Origin of the sequence: Aeromonas sp. DSM 116730 (assembly GCF_046581335.1) — a bacterium.
GTDB classification, from domain to species: Bacteria; Pseudomonadota; Gammaproteobacteria; order Enterobacterales; family Aeromonadaceae; genus Aeromonas; species Aeromonas rivipollensis.
Genome location: NZ_CP144265.1, coordinates 3,093,297 through 3,110,212 on the forward strand (window position 1 = coordinate 3,093,297; position 16,916 = coordinate 3,110,212).

Here is a 16,916-nt window from a genome sequence, read left to right on the forward strand (position 1 = left end):
GGTTCAAACCGGATCATAATTCAGGCCCCAGCGCGAAATGCAGCCGCAACGGCTTGTCCTCCTCGGAGATGGCCACCGCCAGATCCAGCCTGACCTGACCTATGGGCGTCACCCAGCGCACCCCGACCCCGGTGCCTATCTTCCAGGCCTCGCTGTAGTCGACTGTGGCGGTGCCGCCATCCACGAACAGGGCGCCGAGCCACTTGTCGCTGAAGCGGTAGTTGTACTCCAGGCTGCCCACGCTGGTGTAGCGCCCGCCGGTGAGCTTGCCATCCTCGTCCTTCGGCGAGACCGTCTCATAGCCGTAGCCACGTATGGTCTGATCGCCACCGGTGAAGAAACGCAGGGAGGGGGGCACCAGCGAGAAGTCATCCCCTATGATGGCCCCCTGCTCGACCCGCATCAGGAAGCGGTGATCCTGCCCCAGGGTGCGCAGCCACTTGCTGCGCCCCCACACCCGCATGAAGTTGATGTCCGAGCCCCAGTAAGGGCTGGAGAATTCCGTCGTCAGTTGCTGACGATCCCCCCAGTCCGGCACCAGGCCGCCGCGCACCCGCAACCGCGACCAGGAGACCCCGGGGATCAGCAGCAGACTGTTCCCCTCGTCGTTACCCTGCACGTAGCGCTCGTTCTCCAGCCGGATGAAGACGTCCCTGTCCCAGCTCTCCGGCCGCCGCTTCCAGCGGTGCACCCCCAAGGTGGCCAGATCGGAGCGGGTATCGTTGTTGTCTGTGTACTGGTAGCCGGCCTGCAGGGAGTAGTAGTCCCGCAGCGGGTTGCCGACCGGGATCTGGTAATCGAAACTGAGCTCCGCCTCCGGGGCCGAGACCTTGGCGGTGCTGGAGAGGCTGTGGCCATAGCGGTTGACCCAGGGCTTCTCCCAGGTGGCACTCAGGCGCGGCCCCACGTCGGTGGCATAGCCGATACCGGTTTCGATCTCGTGGTCGACCCGGTTCGAGAGGGTCACCTGCACCGGCACCCGATTGCCCTCGGCCTGGCTGATCATGGGTTTGATGTCCACCTGCTTGAACAGCTTGGTGGAGGAGACGTCCTGGGACATCTCGGCCAGCCGGATCGCCAGATAGGGGTCGCCACTCTTGATGTTGATGAGCGGCCGGATGAGGCGCAGGGCCTCCGGCGTCGCATCGTAGTGGATCTCGCCGAAGTGATAGCGGGGACCGGAGCGGAACAGGATATAGATCTCGGCCTTGCCCTGATCCGGGAAGACCTTCACCTGGCTCTTGCTGATCTTGGCGTCAAAGTAGCCCCGCGCCAGCCCCAGGCTGCCGAGATCCGCCTTGATGGACTCGTACTTGCCGTGGTTGAGGGGATCCCCCTCCTTCAGGGGCAGCTTGTCCAGCAGCTCGCTGTAGACCTCGTCGCTGCCCGCCTCCCCTTCCAGCAGAATATCGAGGCGCGAGATGAGCACTGGCTCCCCCCGCGCTATCTCGATCACCACCTTGGCGGGGGATTTCTTGTCGCGCTTGAGGGTTACCTTCGGCTGGTAGTAGCCATAGACCTGCAGGGCTTTTTGCACGCTCTCGGTGATCTTGGCGCGGGCGGGACGATACTGGCGCTCCTGGTAGACCGGCAGGGCATTGAGGTAGGCCTCGACGTTATCCTTCTGCTCCCCCTTGATGCCCTTGACCTGATAGGTCAGCTTGGCCGCCATGGCGGGGGTCACCAGCAGCCACAGACAGAGGGCGAGCAGCAAGGTACCGAGCCCACGGCGACCGGTTCGCCCGGGTGAGCTGAACCCGGCAGGCAAAATAGGATGGCATCCTGTCAAACGTCAATTTCCCCGAATAACATAAGTAAAAAACTGTTCGATTTAGAATGATAATGGGGCTCACCCCAGGCGAGCGCGGCTCATCCTAGCATAACCGCAGTCGCGAAATCCCCCTCTCCCCCGGGGCTGGCGTCCTCTTCCGGGGCCGGCTTTCACTGGGGTCTGACAGGGAAAACAGCCCGCCAGCGGGGGAAAGTGCGCACTCTCCCGGCAAGGGGCGTACAAAAAAACGGCACTCAGGACCTATGCCGGCAGCTCCTTCCCGTCGCCGCCCGCGGCGCTGCAGTGCTCGCGACGCGACAGCCCCTGTCGGACGGCCCCGGACCTTGAGACCCCGGATGCCCTGGCAGGCTTGACATCATCGTCTGGGGCCCCCATTGCCATATCCTGCTATTGAACAGGAAAATAAGTTTAAATCAACAACTTGAATAGGTGGCACTAAAGCTTCGTTCAATCCAATCGATTTATCCCGCTGCCACTGCCTCCTTCCCTGCCCCACACTGATGTCATCAATCGCAGGAGAGATCCCATGCCCTTACGTAGCGAACAACTGGCTGACTACATAGCCGACAGACTCGAATTCGTCACCTTCCTGGCCTGTTGCAGTGCCCTGCTGGCCCTGTTGACCGGCATGAACGGCCAGCAGGCCCTGGCCTTCACCGCCCTCAACCTGCCCTTCGGTCTCGCCCTGCTGCTGGGGCTGGCCATACTGGCGCCGCTGCCGGCCCACTGGCGCCTGCCCGGGATAGCCCTGCTGCTGGTCGGCGGCGCCCTGCTCACCCTGCAGCTCGGTGGCGACTGGCTCAATCCCCTGGCGATCTGGAGCCTCTACGCCCTGCTGGGACTGGAGATACTGTGGCAGTCTCGCCCCAGGGCGCGTCTGGCGACCCATACCCGCGGCTGATGTGCCGCCGGCGGGGCTGACGCGCGCGCCGAATTGGAGTACGCTTGCGCCCCCTTTACCCTCGCCGAGGAGCGTTCCGATGAAAAAAGCCTGTGCCCAGCACATCCTGGTCAAGACCGAGAAAGAGTGTCTCGAGATCAAGGAAAAACTCGCCAAGGGTGCCGACTTCGGCCAGATGGCCAAGCGCTTCTCCACCTGCGCCTCCGCCAAGCGCAGCGGCGATCTGGGGGAGTTCTCCAAGGGGGACATGGTCAAGTCCTTCGACGATGCCGTCTTCAAGGGGGAACTCCTGACCGTGCTGGGGCCGGTGCGCACCAAGTTCGGCTTCCACCTCATCAAGGTGCTCTACCGCAACTGAGGGCAGGCGCCCTTACCCGTGTCCCCTCTGCCCTGACAAGGGCGCCCGCCGGCTCCCTGCCCGGCCGGGCCCTGGCCACCGCCCTGCAGCCCCTGCGTGCAGGGCGGCAAAAAGTACCAAGATAAAGATAATTTACTAACGTTATCAGGTAATTAAGTTTATCCTTCTGGGCATTGCTCCATCATAACCAGTGGATCCTGCATATGCACAGCTATTTGTGGTGGCCCCTGCTGGCCTGGTTGCTGCCCCTGGGGGGCGCCCTCGGCAGCCGGGCTCATCTCTGGCCCTGGTGGGTCGGTTTCGCCCTCTGCCTCGCGAGCGCCCTGATAAGTCTCTGGCTCCTGCTGCGCCTGCCCTGGCGCTACCGCAGCTCCCCCTGTCTGTGGGCCGATGCCTGGGGCATAGCCCCCCTGCTGCTGCCCCTGCTGTTTGTCATTCAGGCGCTGCGCTCGCCCCTCACCAACGACGTCAGCACGGATCCCCATCATCCGCCCCGTCTGCTGTGGGCCGAGCAGCTGAGGACGGCGCAGGATCTCCCCGTCAATGTCCCCCCCTTGCAAGTTTTTCCCGGCAACCCCGGTCCTCTCTATACCCACGCCTCCCCGGCCGAGGTGCTCGCCGAGGCGGAGGAGCTGATGACGGAGCTCGGCTGGCGGGTACGTCCGGGCCCGGACGGCCTCGATGCCGTGGTCACCACCGGCTGGTTCGGCTTTGAGGATGACGTGGCGCTGCGGGTCTTTACGGGCCCCAAGGAGACCCGGGTCGACATGCGCTCAGCCTCACGCCAGGGGCGCAGCGATCTGGGGGTCAACCGGGGGCGGATCCTGAACTTCCTGAACCGGCTCAACGAACGGCTGGGAGGTGCCTACAAACCCAAGATGCAGAGACTCGACGAGGAACAACATGCGCATTGAGGTCAAGCCGGATCGGGAATATGCCTGGTTTATCCGCCCCTTTTTCTGGCTGCAGCAACGCAACTACGGTCAGGTGCTGATCCCGGGCAAGTGCTGGGGCCGCTCGCCGCGCCTCTTTGCCGCCGTCGCCACCCTCTACGGTGTCATCAACCGCAAGCGTTCCCCCATAGACCCCGTGCTGCGCTCCCTGGTGACGGTACGGGTCTCCCAGCTCAACTGGTGCCGCTTTTGCGTCGACATCAACGCCATGACCCTCATCAAGCGGGCGGGCTCCAGCGAGAAGGTGGAGGCGCTGGCCCAGTGGCGCACCAGCCCCTTGTTTGACGAGCGGGAGAAAGCAGTGCTCGACTACACCGAGGCCATGACGGGGCTGGATGGGGTGAGCGACGAGCAGGCCGCGCGCCTCAAGCCCTGGTTCGATGACGATGCCCTGGTGGAGCTGACCGGCCTCATCGCCTTCCAGAACATGTCGGCCAAGTTCAATGCCGCCCTCGACATAGCCCCCCAGGGCTTCTGCCAGCTGCCGGTACAGCCCGAGCGCCCGGCGCCCTCCGACAGGGAGCACCAATGAGCCGGGCCCGCCTGCTGCTGTTGCTGGTGATGGGGTGCCTGGTCGGCGCCTTCTTCGTCCTGGATCTCGATGCTTACCTCAGCCTCTCCCGGTTGCAGGCACACCAGGATCAAGCCTCGGCCTGGGTGCAGGCCCACTTCGGCCAGGCGGCCCTGCTGTTCACCCTCCTCTACGTGGTCACCACTGCCCTCTCCCTGCCCGGCGCCAGCCTGCTGACCCTGGGGGGCAGCGCCCTGTTTGGCGTCGGTTGGGGGCTACTGCTGGTCTCCTTTGCCAGCACCCTGGGCGCCACCCTGGCCTTTCTCAGCGCCCGCTTCCTGCTGCGCGACTGGGTGAGCCGCCGCTTTGGGGACAAGCTGGCCACCCTTGAGGCCGGCATGGCGAAGGATGGGGCCTTCTACCTGCTGAGCCTGCGCCTCATCCCCCTCTTCCCCTTCTTTCTAATCAACCTGCTGATGGGGCTCACCCCCATCAGAGTCAGTACCTACTACTGGGTCAGCCAGCTCGGCATGCTGCCGGGCACCTTCGTCTATGTGCTGGCGGGCAGCGAGCTCGCCACCCTCACCAGCACGGGCAATATCCTCTCCCCCGGCCTGGTGGCGGCCCTGACCCTGCTCGGCCTGATGCCCTGGCTGATGCGAGGACTGCAACGCAGGCTCGCCCTGCGCCGGTTGCACGCCCCCTATCGCAAACCGGCTCGCTTCGACTACAACCTGCTGGTGATAGGCGCCGGTGCCGGGGGCCTGGTCACCAGCTACATAGCCGCCGCGGTCAAGGCCAGGGTGGCCCTGATCGAGCAGCACAAGATGGGGGGAGATTGCCTCAACACCGGCTGCGTCCCCTCCAAGGCGCTGATCCGAAGCGCCCGCTTCGCCTTTGATCAGCGCAAGGCTAGCGAACTCGGCTTCAGCCCCAGCCAGTCCCGGGCCGATTTTGCCGCCGTGATGGAGCGGGTGGCGACGGTGATCAAGGAGGTCGAGCCCCACGACTCGGTTGAGCGCTATCAGGGGCTGGGGGTGGAGTGCATTCAGGGCCGGGCCCGCTTCGTCTCCCCCTGGGAGCTGGAGGTGGACGGCAGGCGCCTTAGCAGCCGCCATATTGTGCTTGCCACCGGCGCCAGGCCCCTGGTGCCCAAGCTGCCGGGTCTTGAGCAGGTGCCCTACCTCACCTCGGACAGCCTCTGGCAACTGCGCGAACCTCCCCGCCATCTGCTGGTGCTCGGCGGCGGCCCCATCGGCTGCGAGCTGGCTCAGAGCCTTGCCCTGCTCGGCATTCCCGTCACCCTGGTGGAACTCGTCGATCAGCTGCTGCCCCGGGAAGAGCGGGAGGTGGCCGAGGCGCTGGCAGATCAAATGGCCCGCGACGGCGTGCGGCTACTCACCGGCTGGCAGGCAGAGCGCGCCGACTATGAGCCCGCGGCCGAGGGCACTCTGCCTATCCGGCTGCAACTGCGCCGGGGCGATGAGATGCAAGTGGTTGAGGGGGATCAGCTGCTGCTGGCCCTTGGCCGGGTGGCCAACGTGAGCGGCTTCGGGCTCGAAGAGCTGGGGGTGGAACTGGCCCCCCGTGGCACCGTCAAGGTCGACGGTTTTCTGGCTACCAACTACCCCAGCATACTGGCGGTGGGGGACGTAGCGGGCCCCTATCAGTTCACCCACTTCGCCGCCCATCAGGCCTGGTATGCCGCCGTCAACGCCCTCTTTGGCCAGTTCAGGCGCTTCAAGGCGGACTATCGCGTGATCCCGGCGGCCACCTACACCAGCCCCGAGATTGCCCGGGTCGGTCTCAATCGCAAGGAGGCCGAGGCGCAAGGCATTCCCTTCGAGGCGACCCGCTTCAATCTGGCCGAGCTGGATCGCGCCATCGCCGACGGCGAGCGCCACGGTTTTATCGAGGTGCTGACGGTGCCGGGCAAGGACAGGATCCTCGGCGCCACCATAGTGGGCGCTCACGCCGGCGAGCGGATCGCCGAGTTTGTGCTCGCCATGCGCCACCGTCTGGGGCTCGGCAAGATCCTGGGCACCATACACGCCTATCCCACCCTGATGGAGGGGAACAAGTACCTGGCCGGCGAGTGGAAGCGGGCCCACCAGCCCACCCGCCTGTTGGCCCTGCTGGCCCGTTATCACAGTTGGCGCCGCGGCGCCTGAGCCCACGAGACCCTCATCATGTTCAAGACCCGGCTAAGCTCCCTGCTCCACCCCCTGCTCGTCGCAGCCCTCCCCCTGCTGCTGGCGACCCAGCTCCACGCTGCCGAGACGGCCTGGCAGCAGACCCTCGCCGAGGCGAAGGGCCAGCGCGTCTATTTCAATGCCTGGGGCGGCAGCCCGGAGATCAACGCCTATCTGGTATGGGCGGGGCAGGAGCTGGAACGCCAGTACGGGGTCACCCTGGTGCAGGTGAAGGTGGATGACATAGCCCAGAGCGTCAGCCAGCTGCTGGCCAGCAAGCAGGCGGGCAAGACGTCGGGCGGCCCCATAGACCTGCTCTGGGTCAACGGGGAGAACTTCAAGGCGCTCAAGGAGCAGGGGCTGCTGGGGGCCCCCTTCACCGACGAGCTGCCGAACATGGCCCTGGTGGACACCAAGCTGCCGGTGCACGAGGACTTCACCCTGCCGGTCGCCGGGCTCGAGGCCCCCTGGGGCATAGGCCAGCTCAACCTGATGGTCGATACCGAAGAGGTCACCAACCCCCCCACCTCGGCGACCGAACTGCTGGCCTGGGCAAAGGCCCATCCCGGGCGCTTCACCTACCCCAAGCCGCCCCAGTTCCATGGTTCCAGCTTTCTCAAGCAGATCTTGCTGGAGCTGACCGATGATCCAGCGCCACTGTATCGGGAGGCGAACGACGCCGACTTTGCCCGCCTCACTGCCCCGCTCTGGGCCTGGCTCGATGCGCTTCACCCCGCGCTCTGGCGAAAGGGCAGGCTGTTCCCCACCAGCGCCGCCGAGACCAAACAGCTGCTCGATGATGGCGAGCTGGCCATGGCCATCAGCTTCAACCCGGGCGAGGCCCAAAGTTCGGTGCAAAACGGCACCCTGCCCCCTGCGGTGAGGGCCGTTGCCATGAGCAAGGGGGCCCTGACCAACAGCCACTTCCTCGCCATCCCCTTCAACGCCAGCGCCCGGGCCGGTGCCAAGGTGGTGGCCAACTTCCTGCTGAGCCCCGCCGCCCAGGCCCGCAAGGCGGATCCCGCCTTCTGGGGCGACCCCAGCGTGCTGCGCCAGGATGCCCTGCCCGGGAACAGTCAGCCGGCCCTGCGCTTCAAGGCGGTGGCCGAACCCCACCCCAGCTGGCAGACCCGGCTGGAAGCGGCCTGGGCCGAACGCTACGGCCACTAAACCATGAGCATCCGGCCCTGGCGCCTCCTCTTTCTCCTGCTGTGTGCCCTGTTGCTGGCCGCCCCTATCGCCGGCGGCCTGCTGCTCCTGCTGCTCGAGGGGCTGGCCAGGGGCCATGTCAGCCTGCTGCTCGCCCAGCCAGGGCTCTGGCACTCGGCGGGCCTGAGCCTCTGGGTGGCGGGCGCCTCCACCCTGGGGGCCCTGATCTTCACCGACCTGCTGCTCGCCCAGGGGGAGGGGCGGCCCTGGATGCGCTGGCTTCGCCGCCTGCTCTCCCCCCTGCTGGCCCTGCCCCACGTCGCCTTCGCCATCGGCGTGGCCTTCCTGCTCGCCCCCTCCGGCTGGCTGCTGCGCCTGATCTCCCCAGCCCTCACCGGCTTTGAGTTGCCGCCCGACTGGCAGACCCTGAAAGATCCCTGGGGGCTAGGCCTCATCCTGGCGCTCATCTTGAAAGAGACCCCCTTTCTGCTGCTGATGGCGCTCTCGGCCCTCGACCCCGCCAGAGTCAGCCGCCAGCAGTGGCTGGGGCAAACCATGGGCTTCAGCGGGCCGCAGATCTGGTGGCGCCTGCTGCTGCCCGCCCTCTGGCCCGCCCTGCGCCTGCCCCTCTATGCGGTGGCGGCCTATGGCCTGGGGGTGGTGGATCTCGCCCTGCTGCTGGGGCCCGATGCCCCTGCCCCCCTGGCGGTGCGGCTCTGGCTCTGGTATCAGGACCCGGACCTCCAGTGGCGCGGGGCCAGCGCCAGCGGTGCCCTGCTGCTGCTGGCGCTCAACCTCTTGCTGCTCGCCGCCTTGCGGCTGCTGGAGTGGGGCCAGGGGGCGCTTGGCAAGGCCCGCTGGCTGGATGGGCGACGCGCCCCCGCCGCACCCTGGCCTGCGCTAGTCGCCCGCACCGCCGTGTGGGGGCTGATCCTCACCAATCTGCTGGTGCTGGCCTCCCTGCTGCTCTGGTCCCTGGCCCGGCGCTGGTCCTTCCCCGCGCTCTGGCCCAGCGAATGGAGCGGCCGTCACTGGCTGGAGCTGCTGCCCACCCTGGGCCCCCTGCTGTGGCAGAGCCTGTGGCTAGCCCTGCTCTGCGCCGCCCTCTCATTGCTGCTGGCGGTACTCGCCCTGGAGGCGCAGCAGGGCCGCCGCCCCCCTGACCGCCAGTGGCCGCTCTGGCTCATCTGCCTGCCGCTGCTGTTGCCCCAGGCCAGCCTGCTGTTCGGGCTGCGCCTGCAGATCGACTGGCTCGGCGCCGTCGACGGCATAGGGCCGGGCTGGGTGCTCTGGAGCCAGCTGCTGTTCGTCTTCCCTTATGTCTATCTCTGCCTGCACGGCCCCTATCGCCAGTTCGACGATCGCCTCACCCGGGCGGCACTCTCCCTCGGGGCCAGTCCCTGGCGCGCCTGGTGGCGGGTGAAGGGACCGCTGCTGGCGCGGCCGCTGCTGTTCGCCTTCGGGGTCGGGGCGGCGGTGAGCCTGGCCCAATACCTGCCCACCCTGCTGTTTGGCGCTGGCCGCGTGATCACCATCACCACAGAGGCGGTGGCCATAGGCAGCGGCCTCAACCGGCGACTTGCTGGCCTCTATGGCCTGCTGCAACTGCTGTTGCCACTCTTCATCTACGGCCTGGTGCTCTGGCTGCCCCGCCGTATCAATCCCGCACTGAGGCCTTGATCATGCTGCATACCACCGCGCTCACCCTCTATCTGGATGAGCAGCCCCTGCTGACGCTGCCCCCCCTGACGGTGGCCCCCGGCGAGGTACTGACCCTGATGGGCCCGAGCGGCTGCGGCAAGAGCTCCCTGCTGGCGGCCCTGGCGGGGGTGTTGCCCCCGGGGGGGCCTATCCGGCTGGCGGGGGAGATACGGCTCGGCGAGCGGCTGCTCACCCCCTTGGCACCCCAGGCGCGGCGCATCGGCATGCTGTTTCAGGACGACCTGCTGTTTGCCCATCTGACGGTGGCTGAGAACCTGATGTTCGGCATGCCGGCTCATCTCAGGGGGATGGCGGCGAGGCGGGCCTGCGCCCTGGAGGCGCTGGCAGAGGTGGGGCTGGAAGGACAGGCGGACAAGCTGCCGGGCCAGCTCTCCGGCGGTCAGAAGGCGCGCGTCAGCCTGTTGCGGGCCCTGCTGGCAGAGCCAGAGGCCCTGCTGCTGGACGAGCCCTTCTCCCGGCTGGACAAGCCGCTGCGCGCGGCCTTCAGAACCCTGGTGTTCGAGCGGCTCAAGGCGCTGGGGATACCCGCCCTGCTGGTCAGCCACGACGAGGAGGATGCCCCGGGGGCTATCCTCACCCTGACCACTCCCTGCTTGACCAAAGAGGACTCCGACCTTGTTTGACCGCCATCTGATCCCCCTCATTCGCCGCCCCCTCCAGCTGCTGGCTGCCCCCCTGTGCCGGGCCGGGATCAGCGCCAACCAGATAAGCCTCACCGGCTTTGCCATCGGCATGCTGGCCTTGCCGCTGCTGGCGCTGGGATGGCACGGCTGGGCGCTGCTCGCCATCCTGTTCAACCGGCTGCTGGACGGCCTGGATGGGGCAGTGGCGCGCCAGACGGGGATCACCGACTGCGGCGGCTTCCTCGACATCAGCCTCGACTTCATCTTCTATGCCGCCGTGGTGCTGGGCTTTGCCTTGAGCGACCCCACCAACGCCCTGCCCGCCGCCACCCTGCTGTTCGCCTTCATGGGCACTGGCTCGAGCTTCCTCGCCTTTGCCATCATGGCGGGCAAGCGCGGCATCGAGAATCCCGTCTACCACCACAAGTCACTCTACTATCTGGGCGGCCTGACCGAGGGGAGCGAGACCATAGCCCTGTTCGTGCTGATGTGCCTCTGGCCCGCCGCCTTTGCCCCGCTGGCCTACGGCTTTGCCCTGCTCTGCGCCATCACCACCCTGACCCGGCTCTGGAGCGGCTACCACACCCTGCGTTGAGAGGGGGCGGACCTGTCGGCGAATTCAGCGGCTGATGAATATGGGCCCCCGGCCCTGCACTGAGCACTTGCGCATGGACGCCAATGTTTTACCATGACGACACTCTTTTTCAGGCTCACGAGAACCGTATGCGTCGCCTTCTCCTCACCCTCTCCCTGTTCCCCCTGCTGTATGGCTGCAGCAGCACACCGGCCCCCAAGCCCGTGGTCAAGCCGCAGCCCCAGAGCGCCTTCATCAATCAGACGCCGCCGAGCAAACCCTTCTACCAGCAGGGGAGCGGCCAGGGAGTCAGCAAGGGAGACTTCGCCAACCGCACCAACGTGGACAACTTCGTGCAGCGCATGGTCGACAAGCACGGCTTCAACGGCGCCGAGCTGCACCGGGTGCTGGCCCAGGCGGAGCGCTACGACTGGATCATCCGGCTGATGGACGCCCAGGCGCCCACCACCACGCCGCCCACAGGGCCGACCGGCGCCTGGAATCGCTACCGCGCCAAGTTCATCACCCAGGACAATGTGCAAAACGGCGTCAGCTTCTGGCGTGAGTACGAGAGCGAACTCAATCGGGCGCAGCAGATCTACGGGGTGCCCCCCGAGATCATCGTCGGCATCATAGGGGTGGAGACCCGCTGGGGCCGGGTGATGGGCAAGACCCGCATCCTGGATGCCCTGGCGACCCTGGCGTTCGACTACCCGCGCCGGGCGACCTTCTTCACCGGCGAGCTGGAGGCCTTCCTGGTGATGACCCGGGATGAGGGCATGGATCCCACCGAACCCAAGGGCTCCTACGCGGGCGCCATGGGCTATGGCCAGTTCATGCCGTCGAGCTTCCGCAGCTATGCGGTGGACTTCAACGGTAATGGCCACACCAACCTGTGGGATCCGGTGGATGCCATCGGCAGCGTGGCTAACTACTTCAAGGCCCATGGCTGGGAGAAGGGTCAACCGGTGGCGGTGCGCGGTCAGGGCCAGCTGCCCGGCTATGAGCACGGCTTCCAGACCCGCTACCCGGTCGCCACCCTGCGCGGGGCCGGGCTTGCCCCCACAGGTTCGCTCGGCAACCACAAGGAGGCGAGCCTGCTGCGCCTGGATGTGGGCACCGGCTATCAGTACTGGTACGGCCTGCCGAACTTCTACGCCATCACCCGCTACAACCACAGCACCCACTACGCCATGGCGGTGTGGCAGCTGGGTCTGGCGGTCAAGGATGCCAGAGGCGGTTATTGAAACCGCGCCTTGCCAATGCAAAACGGGCCCCAGGGGCCCGTTTTGCTATTCGTTTTCCAGCAGCCAGCGCTTGAGCAGAGCGGCCAGCTGCCCCTGCTCCTCGTCCGTCAGCGGGGCCAGCAGACGCCGCTCGTTCGCCACGTGGCGCTCCACCGCATGGTCGACCAGCTCCCGCCCCGGCTCCGTCAGGCAGACCAAGAGGCTTCGCCTGTCATCGGGGGCCGCCTGACGCACTATGAGGCCGCGCTGCTCCAGCTTGTCGAGCCTGGCCGTCATGGCCCCCGAGCTCAGCATGGCGGACTGGTAGAGGGCGGTCGGGGTCAGCGGCTCACCGGCCCGGCGCAGGGTCGCCAGTATGTCGAAGTCCGAGCCCAGCAGGCCGCACCCCTTGAGCTCTTCACTCACCTCGCGCCCGGCGATGGCCGCCATCCGCGCCACCCGCCCCAGCACCCCCATGGGGGAGCAGTCGAGATCCGGTCGCTGCCGCGCCCACTGGGCCAGCAACAGGTCTACATGATCACTATCCATTCCGGCTCCATTATCTTTTCAAAAAGATACTTGATAATAAACTAACTCGCGGCTAATTTATCTTTACTTCAAGATACTTTATTGCGAGACAACCATGCCACTGCTGATTGCCCTGCTCGCCCCCCTGCTCTGGGGCAGTACCTATGCCGTCGTCAGCCTCTACCTGACCGACTACTCCCCCTACTGGGTGGCCGTGTGGCGGGCACTGCCGGCCGGTATACTGCTGTTGCTGCTCCATCCCCGTCGACCACCGCTCACCTGGAGCCGGCAGTTCCTGCTGGCGTTTTGCAATATCACCGCCTTCTTTGCCCTGCTGTTCGTGGCGGCTTATCGCCTGCCGGGGGCGGTGGCAGGCACCCTGGGCGCCACCCTGCCCCTCATCCTGATGGGACTTGCCTGGTGGCAGGATGGCAAGCGACCCAGCCTGAAGTGGCTGCTGCTGGGTCTGATGGGGCTCGCGGGTGTGCTCCTGCTGCTCAACCCCTCCGCCAACCTGGATCCCGTCGGCGTGGCGTGCGCCCTGCTGGCCACCCTGCTCATCGGCCAGTCCAGCCGCTGGATGCAGCGCTGGCCGGTGAGCGATCTGTTGGCTCTGACCGCTTGGCAACTGCTGCTCGGGGGCCTGATGCTGATCCCGCTCGCCTGGTGGCTGGCGGGTCCCATGCCGCTGCCGCAACCGGCGAGTGCCCCCGGCCTGCTCTGGCTGATCCTGCTCAACACGGCGCTAGCCTACTGGGCCTGGCTGTGGGGGCTCAAGCGCCACGGCCCCGAGGTGATGGGCATGCTGGCCCTCACCAATCCCATGGTGGCGGTCTCCTTCGGCGTGCTGCTGGTGGGAGAGACCCTGGACGCTCGCCAGTGGCTCGGCATAGCGGTGATCCTGCTCTCTCTGTTCCTGATGAAGCTGCCGACCCGGCCTCTCTTCAAGGGCAGGCAGGCTGCCAAGGCTTGCCCCGACCAGCCGGGAAATGGCTGATCGGGCACCAGAAGCTCACCAGACACCCAGCAAAAAGGAGCCAAGTAGGCTCCTTTTTATGCGCTTCAAAAACTTACCTCAGACTCAGACGCCAGCCTTGGCCAGGGCCGCGGAGACTATCTGCTGGGCCTCCTGCTGAAGGAGATCCAGGTGCGCCTCACCCTTGAAGCTCTCCATGTAGATCTTGTAGATGGACTCGGTGCCCGAGGGGCGCGCCGCGAACCAGCCGTTCTCGGTCACCACTTTCAGGCCACCGATGGCGGCGTTGTTGCCGGGCGCCTTGGTCAACTTGGCGATGATGGGCTCACCGGCCAGGGTCGAGGCTTCAACCAGCGCCGGATCCAGCTTGGAGAGCACCGCCTTCTGGGCGCTGTTGGCGGGAGCGTCGATGCGGCGGTAGCTGGAGCGACCGAACTTGGCTTCCAGGGCGTCGTAGTGGGCCTGGGGATCCTTGCCGGTCACGGCCAGGATCTCGGCGGCCAGCAGCGCCAGGATGAAGCCATCCTTGTCGGTGGTCCAGACGGTGCCGTCCTTGCGCAGGAAGGAGGCGCCCGCGCTCTCCTCACCGCCAAAGCCAAACTCGCCGCTGTAGAGACCATCCACGAACCACTTGAAGCCGACCGGCACCTCTTTCAGGGTGCGGCCTATCTCGCCGGCAACCCGGTCGATCATGGAAGAGGAGACCAGCGTCTTGCCGACGGCCGCCGCCTTGGGCCAGCCGGTTCTGTGGGTGAACAGATACTGGATGGCCACCGCCAGGTAGTGGTTCGGGTTCATCAGACCCGCCTTGGTGACTATGCCGTGACGGTCGTAGTCAGGGTCGTTGCCAAGGGCGATGTCGAACTTGTCTTTCAGGGCAATCAGGCCCGCCATGGCGAAGGGGCTGGAGCAGTCCATCCGGATCTTGCCGTCTTTATCCAGGGTCATGAAGGAGAAGGTCGGATCGACGCGATAGTTGACCACCTCGATGTCGAGATCGTAGCGCTTGGCGATCACGTCCCAATAGGCCACGCCGGAGCCGCCTAGGGGGTCCACCCCTATCTTGATGCCGGCCCGCTTGATGGCGGCCAGATCCAGCACGTTCTCGAGATCATCCACATAGGGGGTGACATAGTCGTGTTCGACCACGAACTCACTGGCCAGGGCCTCGGCGAACGGCATCCGCTTCACGCCGGCCAGACCGGCTTCCAGAATGGCGTTGGCTCTGTCTTCCACCCACTTGGTGATCTCCCCTTCGGCAGGACCGCCGTGGGGGGGGTTGTACTTGAAGCCACCATCTTCCGGCGGGTTGTGGGACGGGGTGATCACCACGCCGTCAGCGCGCGCAGCGGGTTTGCTGGCGTTGTGGCGCAAAATGGCGTGGGAGATGACCGGGGTCGGCGTGAAGCCGAGGCCCGCCTGGATGCGGGTCTCGACGCCGTTGGCCGCCAGCACTTCCACCGCGCTGGAGAAGGCGGATTCAGAGAGGGCGTGAGTGTCCATGCCCACAAACAGCGGGCCCGTGATGCCGGCCTGCTGGCGATACTCCACCAGCGCCTGGGTCACCGCCAGAATATGAGATTCGGTGAAAGCGTTGTGCAGGGCGCTGCCCCGATGGCCGGAGGTGCCGAAGGCGACCCGCTGCTCGGGGCGGCTCATGTCCGGCTTGTTGAGGTAGTAGGCGCTGACCAGACGGGGAATGTTGGTCAAGTCGCTTAAACGGGCCGGCTGACCGGCGTGGGGATGCTGTGCCATGGCGTTTTCCTTGAGCAGAAGCCTTGCCCGGCAAGGCCTTGAGTCGTTGATGCGTTAAACGGTGCCGCACACCCGAGCGGTCAAATCCTCGTCATAACCCATGCTGGTCATCAGCTGGGCCACCATGTTCTGCTTGCGGCTGGTGTTGGTGTTGGTGATGACCCAGAACGGGGTATCCGGCACCTGCTTGGGCTTGGTGGTGCTGCCACTGGCACGCAGCGCCTCGGGATCCTGGGAGAAATAGACGCGCTTGCGCCCCTTTATTTCGGTCGCCTGAGTGAAGCTCTCCGGGTTGTCCCGGTACAAGGTGCTGAGCACCAGCATGAAGCGGTTGATGGACTTCTCTTCTTTTTGCAGCTCGCCGGAATCGAGCAGGGCTTCCAGTCCCATGGCATCGGCCAGGGGTTGAGGCTGGGCCACAGGCGCGGCCGGCACTGTCGTCGCCGCCTTGACGGGTTGTTCCAGCAGACGGCGCAGGATATCGGAAGCACTCTCGCCGATGTGCCGGGTCTGGCTGGCGATAAAGAAGTAGAGATCGTCATCAAGCTCGATGGTTTTCATAGGGATGCGCTGGACTCGTCGAAATTCGGATGCGGCGATTATACATAGGCAGACCCGGCAGCCCAAGGGAGGGGCTGGCAGATGTGCATGAATCTCGGTGAGAATACGGCATAATGGCGGGCCAAGTGTGTGATCCCCCGCACTGATAGCCGATCCCGGGCCATTTTTTTGGAAAAAAACCACAAAAAAATGCCCTGCGAGGAATGAAATCCTTTTCTTTCAGTGTGTTAAAAATCAGGCGAAACAGCCCACGACCGACAAGGTGTCATTTTGCAACAAAACTCATTATTGAATTTCAAGGATCAGGGACAAGGCCCTGTCGTTGTGCTGATCCACGGCCTGTTCGGCAGCCTGGACAACCTCGGCCTGCTGGCCCGCCCCTTGAGCGAACACTGCAGGGTCATCAGCGTCGATCTGCGCAACCACGGTGCCTCCTTTCACTCGGATGAGATGAGCTACCCGCAGCAGGGAGCGGATGTGATCGCCCTGCTGGATCACCTGGCGCTGGACAAGGTATCCCTGGTCGGTCACTCCATGGGGGGCAAGGTCGCCATGCAGGTCGCCAAGCTGGCCCCTGCCCGGGTCGACCGGCTGGTGGTGGCCGACATAGCCCCGGTGGCCTACCCCCATGCCCGCCACCAGAATGTGTTTGCCGGACTCAACGCCACGCTGGCCAATCCCCCCCAGAGCCGTGCCGAGGCCGAGGCCCTGCTGGCCCAGTACGTCGAGATCCCCGGGGTGCGCCAGTTCCTGCTCAAGTCCTTCGCCAAAACCGAGGCGGGCTGGGCCTGGCGCTTCAATGTGCCGGCCCTTGAGCGCAACTACGCCAACATCATGGGCTGGCCCGACGACCAGACCCGCTTCGAGGGGCCGACCCTGTTCATCAAGGGGGGCGATTCCGACTATGTGCAGCCTCAATATACAGAGACTGTGATGGCACAATTCCCGGCCGCCAAGGCCCGTGTCATCGCCGGAACCGGCCACTGGCTGCACGCCGAAAAGCCGGTTTTGTTCAATAAACTGGTTGTGGATTTCCTGTCGACAGGCGGTTAACAGTTTCAAATCCTTTGTGATATAGTGCGCCCGTCATAAGGA

At 65.5% G+C, this 16,916-nt stretch carries 16 protein-coding genes; 12 read left to right on the plus strand and 4 right to left on the minus strand.

All coding sequences use genetic code 11. From position 1 onward, the window contains the following. Positions 1-13 precede the first annotated feature (13 nt). Positions 14-1,789, minus strand: a complete 1,776-nt coding sequence (locus Aeroheme_RS14020; RefSeq protein ID WP_408782065.1) for an autotransporter assembly complex protein TamA — start codon at positions 1,787-1,789, stop codon at positions 14-16. A 529-nt stretch (positions 1,790-2,318) separates the two neighbouring features. Between Aeroheme_RS14020 and Aeroheme_RS14025 the strand changes: the two genes are divergently transcribed. From Aeroheme_RS14025 to mltB, 10 genes are all read left to right on the plus strand, one after another. Then, positions 2,319-2,693 carry a hypothetical protein gene (locus tag Aeroheme_RS14025; RefSeq protein ID WP_025326375.1) on the plus strand — a complete coding sequence of 125 codons (375 nt, stop codon included), beginning with the start codon at positions 2,319-2,321 and terminating at the stop codon, positions 2,691-2,693. A gap of 79 nt (positions 2,694-2,772) precedes the next feature. Next, on the plus strand, positions 2,773-3,051 hold the full coding sequence (locus Aeroheme_RS14030; RefSeq protein ID WP_005325619.1) for a peptidylprolyl isomerase: 279 nt from the start codon (positions 2,773-2,775) through the stop codon (positions 3,049-3,051). A 203-nt stretch (positions 3,052-3,254) separates the two neighbouring features. Beyond that, positions 3,255-3,965 carry a DUF1499 domain-containing protein gene (locus Aeroheme_RS14035; RefSeq protein WP_106887363.1) on the plus strand — a complete coding sequence of 237 codons (711 nt, stop codon included), beginning with the start codon at positions 3,255-3,257 and terminating at the stop codon, positions 3,963-3,965. Beyond that, positions 3,955-4,536 (plus strand): carboxymuconolactone decarboxylase family protein, encoded by a 582-nt coding sequence (locus tag Aeroheme_RS14040; protein ID WP_111911301.1) that lies wholly within the window; start codon positions 3,955-3,957, stop codon positions 4,534-4,536. Before Aeroheme_RS14035 ends, Aeroheme_RS14040 begins: the two co-directional genes overlap by 11 nt. After that, entirely contained in the window at positions 4,533-6,686 is a 2,154-nt protein-coding gene (locus Aeroheme_RS14045) for an FAD-dependent oxidoreductase (RefSeq protein WP_411166062.1), read from the plus strand. The genes Aeroheme_RS14040 and Aeroheme_RS14045 overlap by 4 nt, the downstream gene beginning before the upstream one ends. An 18-nt stretch (positions 6,687-6,704) precedes the next feature. Beyond that, entirely contained in the window at positions 6,705-7,877 is a 1,173-nt protein-coding gene (locus tag Aeroheme_RS14050) for an ABC transporter substrate-binding protein (protein ID WP_411166063.1), read from the plus strand. A gap of 3 nt (positions 7,878-7,880) precedes the next feature. Continuing rightward, entirely contained in the window at positions 7,881-9,536 is a 1,656-nt protein-coding gene (locus tag Aeroheme_RS14055) for an ABC transporter permease (RefSeq protein WP_411166064.1), read from the plus strand. Between the two features lie 2 nt (positions 9,537-9,538). After that, on the plus strand, positions 9,539-10,201 hold the full coding sequence (locus tag Aeroheme_RS14060) for an ATP-binding cassette domain-containing protein (RefSeq protein WP_168235465.1): 663 nt from the start codon (positions 9,539-9,541) through the stop codon (positions 10,199-10,201). Beyond that, positions 10,194-10,796, plus strand: a complete 603-nt coding sequence (locus Aeroheme_RS14065) for a CDP-alcohol phosphatidyltransferase family protein (RefSeq protein ID WP_234568919.1) — start codon at positions 10,194-10,196, stop codon at positions 10,794-10,796. Before Aeroheme_RS14060 ends, Aeroheme_RS14065 begins: the two co-directional genes overlap by 8 nt. A gap of 128 nt (positions 10,797-10,924) precedes the next feature. Further along, positions 10,925-12,022 carry a lytic murein transglycosylase B gene (mltB, locus tag Aeroheme_RS14070; RefSeq protein WP_411166065.1) on the plus strand — a complete coding sequence of 366 codons (1,098 nt, stop codon included), beginning with the start codon at positions 10,925-10,927 and terminating at the stop codon, positions 12,020-12,022. A 45-nt stretch (positions 12,023-12,067) separates the two neighbouring features. Here mltB and Aeroheme_RS14075 read toward each other — a convergent pair whose 3' ends face one another. Beyond that, on the minus strand, positions 12,068-12,550 hold the full coding sequence (locus Aeroheme_RS14075; protein ID WP_205641381.1) for a MarR family winged helix-turn-helix transcriptional regulator: 483 nt from the start codon (positions 12,548-12,550) through the stop codon (positions 12,068-12,070). Positions 12,551-12,644: 94 nt separating this feature from the next. On the opposite strand from Aeroheme_RS14075, the gene Aeroheme_RS14080 reads away from it, so the two are divergent. After that, the gene (locus tag Aeroheme_RS14080) at positions 12,645-13,526 is read left to right on the plus strand and encodes a DMT family transporter (RefSeq protein WP_411166066.1); all 882 of its coding nucleotides are present in this window, start codon (positions 12,645-12,647) and stop codon (positions 13,524-13,526) included. Between the two features lie 84 nt (positions 13,527-13,610). Here Aeroheme_RS14080 and pgm read toward each other — a convergent pair whose 3' ends face one another. Beyond that, positions 13,611-15,260, minus strand: a complete 1,650-nt coding sequence (gene pgm / locus Aeroheme_RS14085; protein WP_411166067.1) for a phosphoglucomutase (alpha-D-glucose-1,6-bisphosphate-dependent) — start codon at positions 15,258-15,260, stop codon at positions 13,611-13,613. A gap of 54 nt (positions 15,261-15,314) precedes the next feature. Next, the gene (gene seqA, locus Aeroheme_RS14090; RefSeq protein WP_411166068.1) at positions 15,315-15,821 is read right to left on the minus strand and encodes a replication initiation negative regulator SeqA; all 507 of its coding nucleotides are present in this window, start codon (positions 15,819-15,821) and stop codon (positions 15,315-15,317) included. A 288-nt stretch (positions 15,822-16,109) separates the two neighbouring features. On the opposite strand from seqA, the gene Aeroheme_RS14095 reads away from it, so the two are divergent. Continuing rightward, the gene (locus Aeroheme_RS14095) at positions 16,110-16,874 is read left to right on the plus strand and encodes an alpha/beta fold hydrolase (RefSeq protein ID WP_163156200.1); all 765 of its coding nucleotides are present in this window, start codon (positions 16,110-16,112) and stop codon (positions 16,872-16,874) included. The last annotated feature ends 42 nt before the right edge of the window (positions 16,875-16,916 follow it).

Bases quoted from the DNA above. Each gene is read 5' to 3' on its own strand.
- Aeroheme_RS14025 (WP_025326375.1), top strand. From the start codon at position 2,319: ATGCCCTTACGTAGCGAACAACTGGCTGACTACATAGCCGACAGACTC.
- Aeroheme_RS14030 (WP_005325619.1), top strand. From the start codon at position 2,773: ATGAAAAAAGCCTGTGCCCAGCACATCCTGGTCAAGACCGAGAAAGAG.
- Aeroheme_RS14035 (WP_106887363.1), top strand. From the start codon at position 3,255: ATGCACAGCTATTTGTGGTGGCCCCTGCTGGCCTGGTTGCTGCCCCTG.
- Aeroheme_RS14040 (WP_111911301.1), top strand. From the start codon at position 3,955: ATGCGCATTGAGGTCAAGCCGGATCGGGAATATGCCTGGTTTATCCGC.
- Aeroheme_RS14045 (WP_411166062.1), top strand. From the start codon at position 4,533: ATGAGCCGGGCCCGCCTGCTGCTGTTGCTGGTGATGGGGTGCCTGGTC.
- Aeroheme_RS14050 (WP_411166063.1), top strand. From the start codon at position 6,705: ATGTTCAAGACCCGGCTAAGCTCCCTGCTCCACCCCCTGCTCGTCGCA.
- Aeroheme_RS14055 (WP_411166064.1), top strand. From the start codon at position 7,881: ATGAGCATCCGGCCCTGGCGCCTCCTCTTTCTCCTGCTGTGTGCCCTG.
- Aeroheme_RS14060 (WP_168235465.1), top strand. From the start codon at position 9,539: ATGCTGCATACCACCGCGCTCACCCTCTATCTGGATGAGCAGCCCCTG.
- mltB (WP_411166065.1), top strand. From the start codon at position 10,925: ATGCGTCGCCTTCTCCTCACCCTCTCCCTGTTCCCCCTGCTGTATGGC.
- Aeroheme_RS14075 (WP_205641381.1), bottom strand. From the start codon at position 12,550: ATGGATAGTGATCATGTAGACCTGTTGCTGGCCCAGTGGGCGCGGCAG.
- Aeroheme_RS14080 (WP_411166066.1), top strand. From the start codon at position 12,645: ATGCCACTGCTGATTGCCCTGCTCGCCCCCCTGCTCTGGGGCAGTACC.
- pgm (WP_411166067.1), bottom strand. From the start codon at position 15,260: ATGGCACAGCATCCCCACGCCGGTCAGCCGGCCCGTTTAAGCGACTTG.
- seqA (WP_411166068.1), bottom strand. From the start codon at position 15,821: ATGAAAACCATCGAGCTTGATGACGATCTCTACTTCTTTATCGCCAGC.